Raw genomic sequence first — 6,474 nt, 5'->3', positions numbered from 1 at the left:
GGGCTACGGTGTGGTTGAGTCGCTAGCGGCGGGGCTTTTGGGCGGCAGCTACCGAGAGATTGTTGGCTTTGCCGTTGTCATCGGGGTGCTGGCGCTGCGACCAAACGGGCTGTTTGGTCGCGCCCAGACTGAGAAGGTGTAGCGATGGTGAGACTTGCCATTGGCATTGCGATATTTGGAGTCGCGATCGCAGCCACGCTGCTAGCCCCCAATACCTACTATCTGTTTGTGCTAGGGATGATCGGTGTAACCACCCTAGTCTCGGTGGGTCTTAACATTTTGGTGGGACTGTCGGGGCAGGTTTCCATCGGCCACGCCGGATTTTTTGCCATTGGTACCTATACCGGCAGTCTGCTGATGCTCAACGCCGAGTGGTCGTTTTGGCCCGCGTTGGCCATGGCAGCGGTGACCACAGCCGGGACAGGGCTGGTCCTGGCACTGCCAGCCTTACGGGTGAGCGGCCCTTATCTGGCCATGGTGACCATCGCGTTTGGTATCATCGTCGAGCGAATTTTGATTGAGTGGGTGGATCTGACCGGTGGGTTTGGCGGTCTCACAGGGATGCCCAAACCCGCAGTGCTGGGTTTAGAGCCTTCACTACAGAGCGCGGTGCTGCTGGTGATTGGTCTGGCTGGTCTGGCCACCCTGATGTTTGCCCAGCTCAAGCGCCATCCCTGGGGACAAGCCATCCGAGCGGTGCGAGACGATGCGATCGCAGCTGCGGCCTTAGGCTTAAACCCGCTGTACGTGAGGGTAGTCGCGTTTGCCCTCTCAGCCGCCTTCACAGGTATCGCGGGTGTCTTCTTTGCACCAATTGTCGGCTTTGTCAGCCCCGACAGCTTCACCTTTCATCGCTCGATTTTGTTTCTACTGGCGGTGATTTTAGGCGGTTTAGGCGCAGCAGAAGGGGCTGTGCTGGGGGCGCTGGTGCTGGTGATCTTGCCAGAGCTGCTCAGCGACTTTGCCGAATATCAGCTGTTGGTCTTTGGGCTGCTGCTGCTGTTGACGCTGCGGCTAGCTCCCAACGGCATCATGAGCGCTTTTCGCCGATTTAACCAACCTCAGCCGGTATACCCCCTAGCGAAGCCACCCGCTACGCCGCCGTTGCCCGTGCAATCACAGCATCATGCGCTGATGGTCGAGGGCGTCAGCATTCAGTTTGGCGGCATCCGAGCGGTGGACAACGTCAGCCTGACGGCACAGCCCGGTACCGTCACAGCGGTGATTGGTCCCAACGGTGCTGGAAAAACCACGCTGCTAAACCTGATCAGCGGCTTTTACAGGGCCGCATCTGGCCGTATTCAGCTCGGAACGACTGATCTCACCCGCCTCAGCAGTCGGCAAATTGCAGTACTGGGCGTCAGCCGCACCTTTCAGGCGACGCGACTATTCGACTCGCTATCTGTCGTAGAAAATCTCCGCACGGCGGCGGCGGGACCACGGCTAGGGCCAGTCCCCCTAGCCCTTTTAGGATTAAACCGACGCTGCGCTCAAACGTCACTTTTGGAGCTGCTCTCCTTTGTGGGCTATCAGGGCGATATTCACCAGTCTGCTGCCGCCCTGTCCTTTGGCGATCGCCGTCTGGTGGAATTAGCCCGAGCGCTGATCGCTAACCCCCAGGTGCTCCTGCTAGATGAGCCCGCTGCAGGGCTTAGCAACGACAGCAAGGCGGCATTAGCCCAGCTGGTTCGACGCATTGCCAGCAGCGGCATCAAGGTGATCTTGATTGAGCATGACATGGACCTGGTAATGGGCATTTCGGACCGGGTTTTGGTGATGGAAAGCGGTCGGGCAATTGCCTGGGGGACACCGGCTGAGGTCCAGCAAGACCCACGAGTCTTGGCGGCTTACTTGGGTACAGAAACCTCTACGACTGCATCCTCCAGACGCGTTGAGGAGCGACCCGGTGGGGCGACACCGTTGCTCAGTGTGACGAATCTTACCGGAGGCTATGGCAGGCTACAGGTACTGACCGATGTGTCGCTGGCGGTATATCCGGGAGAACTGGTGGCGATCGTGGGCGCTAACGGCGCAGGCAAGAGCACGTTGCTAAAAAGTGTGGTCAACTTGCTGCCGCCCTGGTCAGGTCAGATCGACCTAGCAGGACAGGCTCTCTCTGCCTCGGCCCATCAGATGGCCCACAAAGGCGTAGTCCTAGTGCCTGAAGGACGGCAGGTGTTTAAAGATTTAACGGTTGTGGACAACCTGCGGCTGGGGGCGTTTCATCGGCGAGATGATGGCATTAGCCGCGATATAGAACAGATGTTAGAACGATTTCCTCGCCTGCGGGAGCGACAGGGGCAAAAGGCAGGGTTACTCTCGGGTGGTGAGCAGCAGATGCTTGCGATCGCACGCGGACTGATGGCACGTCCTCAGCTGCTGCTGCTAGATGAGCCCTCTCTAGGTCTTGCACCACAGCTGGTAGAGGGTCTTTATGCCACACTGGCCGAGCTGCGAGATGAGGGGCTGACAATTTTACTGGTGGACCAGATGGCTAGTTTGGTGCTTGCGATCGCAGATAGAGCCTACCTGTTAGAAATAGGAAAGATTGTGCGCTCAGGTACAGCGAGAGAGCTACAAAATGACCCAACGATTGCGGAGAGCTATCTAGGGGCCAATACCCCCACACTCATCGACAACCTCGAAGAACAATCTAGCTAATGTTTCTGGTCAGCGGCTGCTAGTAAATTTTATGCCAATTTAGCCGTTGCAATTAGTCTGCTGCACCAGAATTGTTATGTACCCTGCTATTAGAAGCATGCACCTGCAACCAGCCCTTCAAAATATTGATGACTACTGGAGCAAAGGGTTCCAATTTTCCCTGCTCAGGCTCCGCCAATTCAGCGATCAAAAGTTCCAGTAGTTCTTCATTTTCTAATTCTTCACCAGGATTTACACCACTTTTCCATAATAATGCATCAGATAGTTGCTTGCGTTTTTGAATAAAGGAACGGTTATTTTTTTCGTGATTTCCTAGGTTTAAGACTTGAATCATCATACGTGCTTGTTCAGTCAAGCCTTCTACCCGGCCACTAATTTTAAACTTCAATTCAATTTCACATTCTTTCATCAATGGGGTGAGGGGTAGTGGTTGTGATTTATGCGCAATTCCACATTGATTGCGTGTATTGCAGCTAGCAACAATATTTGCAAAATCGAGACTTCTTAGGTAATTTAGGCTTTGTGCTTCCAAATGTTCATTATGGCAAGCATCGATATCAACAATTCGTTGGCAGCAATAAGCGCAAAGATAGAATTGTTCTTTTAGAGCTTGGTCTCGAATGTCACGGCGAATATTGTCAGGTAGCTGATTATAATTTCCGTGAGGATTTTTCTGTTTCCAAGTTGTTAAGCTAGTAGGCTCAACTCCTTTACTTATCATTCGCATGACGCAATTCTTGTTTATAGATTAATAGTTTGGCTTTGACTAATTCCAGGTGGTTAGCTGGCAGTTCAGCAGTTAGTTCTGACAGGAGTCGTTTAGCTTGGCTTAGATTTGCATCTTGTATAGCATCTAATAAATCATTGAGTTCAGCATCAACTTTCTCATTACGGATACTAGTATCCATAACATCTAACAAAACGGTGTTAGCATCTTGACCATATTGAGATGGCAGTTCCTGAAGTTCACCATCAGTTAAGGTGTAAGCTAAAACATCTTTACAGTCGCTAATTACCAAGGGTGAATATGTAGTCAACACAAATTGACAATTTGGAAAAGTTTCAATTAAGCGATCACATAAGCTACGTTGCCACGAAGGATGAAGATGAAGATCAACTTCATCAATCAGGATTATTCCATCGCCTGTTAGAGGATTCTCTAGAGATGGGTTCAGCATCGCTAGACGACGCGCAATATCACCTACTAGAGCCATCAAAGACTTTTCACCCTGGGAGAGTTGGGCTACATTTAACGTCTCACTATTCTTGTCGATTGCCATGTGGAGTCGAGGCTTACGTCGGACTCTAAGGTTATCCATATGCGGCATAAATTGGCCTATGGCAGTGCGAACTGCTGTTAGTTGCCGATCTTTCGCTGAAGCATTGAGTTCATTCAGACGTTGCCATACGTCTTGATCATTCCCGATTATCGGTTTCAGTTGGTTCAGCCAATCTTCAGGAATACCAGACTCATTTTCAGTATCTTCTCGCTCTCGAAACCACTCAAAAAAACGACGAAAGTCTACACCCTGACTAAGAGCATTATCATAGCCATCTAATTGTAAGAAGGTATGCTTGGCTCTAATCTTGAGAGGAATATCTAGCACAACACGCTCAGTAGGGTAAAACGCAATTAAAGGTAGGCTGGCTTGACCATTATCACTTAGTAAACTCCGATAATGATTCGCGAGGCGAGTACAATCCTGAAGGTCGCTAGTAAATTTTGCCTTACGTCCTTTCCGAGTTTTCGTAATACTCCATTTGAACTGATTTCTGGGGTCGCTTTGTTTAGATTGTGACGATAACTCAAAAGAATCACAGAGTGCTATTTCAACTTTTGCCGTATTAGCAGAATTTAGAATAGCATCTTCAGGAATGATGTTTCCATTCCCTTTTTCCGTACGTAAACGTGCAACAATCCAACTGAGAGAAGTTGCTAAGGCTTGAAGCACAGAGGTTTTTCCAGCACCATTATTGCCAACGAAAACCGTAATATTGCTTAGGTTCTTTTCAGTGGGGGCTATGGAAATTTCGAGAGTATCAAATGGCCCAATATTATTTAAGGTAACCCGTTTAATTTCCATATTCGTCGAGTTTAATGATTTGGGAAATGAGACTGTCTCTAGCAATACATCAGACATTATCTCCGATTTTGCTGAGATGAGCGTTAAACTATGATCTCAAAAACGAGCACACGTAGCAAATACCACTCGTAGTTATCAATAAAGAAGACAGTCACTTCACATCATCTGGGCACAGAATCAGATCTGACGGATAAGATCTATATTTTCGAATCTTATCCGTCACTTTTAGGTAATAACACCCTTATTTACACAACTTACAGGCAACTTTTGACGCATAACTCCGAGGAAACAGGGCGTTATCTGTCAAATTATAGATAACATTGAGTGAGCTAAGCATCCCCAACACTTGCCAGTGGTTTTTACGTGCTCAACCGTATCAGAGCTATTAGGCCATAAGAATGGGAAGATCGCCATGATCTATACCCATGTGTTCAATCAGGGTGGACGTGGAGTACGAAGTTCGCTGGATTTGTAATTAACCGCAATATTTTTGGCTTGACGTGAGAAATGTCTTAGCGGTACCGTAGTTCTCACGCCCTTGTTGGGCATGACCACAAAGCTCAATATTTAGCACTGGCGGCAGGTGCGTCAACACCGAACCGCCAGCTCACCCCCGACTGATACAGGCAGTCCGAGGCTTGGGATACTTTATCCTATTGCTACCCCGGTTTGCACACATTCTCGGGGTAGCTAGGTCTTGAGCTTTGGTTTCTTCCTAAACGTCTGGAGACCAAAGCTTATGTTTGTCGATATTACCCAGGGCGCAGTTGCGTCCGCACTCGGCACTGATCCCCTACCCGAGCATGAATATGAAACCGTCCGGCACCTGGTATTTGGCAGTCTCACCGGGGTGCGACTCACCATCAAAGACCTGCACAGCAAACACTACGCTGAGCCCAACGACTGGAGTAAACCCATCTCTACCGGACGCGCCAATGAGGTCATAGCTATTTTGACCAAACGGATTGCTGCCAATTAATAGGCGTTGCTGATCCTTGGTATGGTCTTACCTGTACGAGACCGGCAAATAGTAATAGCTGCAGATCAGACCATTCCTTAGATCAGCAATGGCGTAATAAGTTGATGGAAAAAACTATTCATCAATCCTGGTTTTCTCCGTTGGAGAAAACCAGCAGTATTAGGAACGTTTACTTTAGGCTATCTACTTAGGCGTAGAGCGAGTATTGCGCTTCCCCCATTAAAAAATCTTTCAGCAGTAGAATTCATCAAGAATCTCTTCGATTTTTGCATCAATTTTACTGAGACTTTTTTGATAGAGATAATATGCATTTTTCTGGATGCCTTGTACATCAATTTGATTCGAAAAAATAGCGTCACAGATGGGTAGTAAATTATGACCATTCCAATCAAGTTTGATATAGGTTTGTCCTGGCATATAAATATTAGGCCACGTCTCCAGATGATCCATAGAAGGTTTAAGCAGTAATGTATGGGCTAAAATAGCTTCAAAATCTCGAAAACAGATTTCACCATATCCAAAGGGACTTAAGATTGCTTGTGCCAACCTCAATTCCAGACGGTATAAAGCTGGGTTAACTTGGCCCGAGCGAAACCTTGGCTTATCTATTATTTGCTCAAGAAATAGTTTTCTTTGATAGCCAATGCTGGGGGGATAACGTCGATAGTCAAACCTTGCATGGATAAAGTTTCGTTTTTTTGGAGTTGACCGTGCGTGATTAAGCTGATGTGACAACAGCCAGCATAAGTC

At 48.5% G+C, this 6,474-nt stretch carries 5 protein-coding genes; 2 read left to right on the top strand and 3 right to left on the bottom strand.

Annotation, left to right across the window (positions count from 1 at the left end):
• Positions 1–144 precede the first annotated feature (144 nt).
• Entirely contained in the window at positions 145–2,661 is a 2,517-nt protein-coding gene (locus IQ260_RS25480) for a branched-chain amino acid ABC transporter ATP-binding protein/permease (RefSeq protein ID WP_193995887.1), read from the top strand.
• A gap of 52 nt (positions 2,662–2,713) precedes the next feature.
• On the opposite strand, the gene IQ260_RS25475 is transcribed toward IQ260_RS25480, so the two are convergent.
• Both IQ260_RS25475 and IQ260_RS25470 read right to left on the bottom strand, forming a co-directional pair.
• Complete coding sequence (locus IQ260_RS25475) at positions 2,714–3,382, bottom strand: HNH endonuclease family protein (protein WP_228016425.1); 669 nt, start codon at positions 3,380–3,382, stop codon at positions 2,714–2,716.
• Positions 3,372–4,745: an AAA family ATPase gene (locus IQ260_RS25470; RefSeq protein WP_193995885.1), complete on the bottom strand. Its 1,374-nt coding sequence runs from the start codon at positions 4,743–4,745 to the stop codon at positions 3,372–3,374. Before IQ260_RS25470 ends, IQ260_RS25475 begins: the two co-directional genes overlap by 11 nt.
• 739 nt (positions 4,746–5,484) lie before the next feature.
• Here IQ260_RS25470 and IQ260_RS25465 point away from each other — a divergent pair.
• Positions 5,485–5,724 (top strand): hypothetical protein, encoded by a 240-nt coding sequence (locus tag IQ260_RS25465; protein ID WP_193995884.1) that lies wholly within the window; start codon positions 5,485–5,487, stop codon positions 5,722–5,724.
• Positions 5,725–5,955: 231 nt separating this feature from the next.
• Here the strand turns inward: IQ260_RS25465 and IQ260_RS25460 are convergent.
• Positions 5,956–6,474 (bottom strand): hypothetical protein (locus IQ260_RS25460; RefSeq protein ID WP_228016424.1); only part of this gene is annotated, 519 nt, incomplete at its 5' end.

It is taken from the genome of Leptolyngbya cf. ectocarpi LEGE 11479 (assembly GCF_015207065.1).
Taxonomy (GTDB): Bacteria; Cyanobacteriota; Cyanobacteriia; order Phormidesmidales; family Phormidesmidaceae; genus Leptothoe; species Leptothoe ectocarpi.
The sequence above is the reverse complement of the archived record's forward strand: the minus strand, read 5'-3'. Positions and strand labels throughout refer to the sequence as shown.

What these genes read in the sequence shown, in the direction of transcription:
- IQ260_RS25470 (WP_193995885.1), bottom strand. Translation starts at nt 4,745, where the DNA reads ATGGAAATTAAACGGGTTACCTTAAATAATATTGGGCCATTTGATACT.
- IQ260_RS25480 (WP_193995887.1), top strand. Translation starts at nt 145, where the DNA reads ATGGTGAGACTTGCCATTGGCATTGCGATATTTGGAGTCGCGATCGCA.
- IQ260_RS25475 (WP_228016425.1), bottom strand. Translation starts at nt 3,382, where the DNA reads ATGATAAGTAAAGGAGTTGAGCCTACTAGCTTAACAACTTGGAAACAG.
- IQ260_RS25465 (WP_193995884.1), top strand. Translation starts at nt 5,485, where the DNA reads ATGTTTGTCGATATTACCCAGGGCGCAGTTGCGTCCGCACTCGGCACT.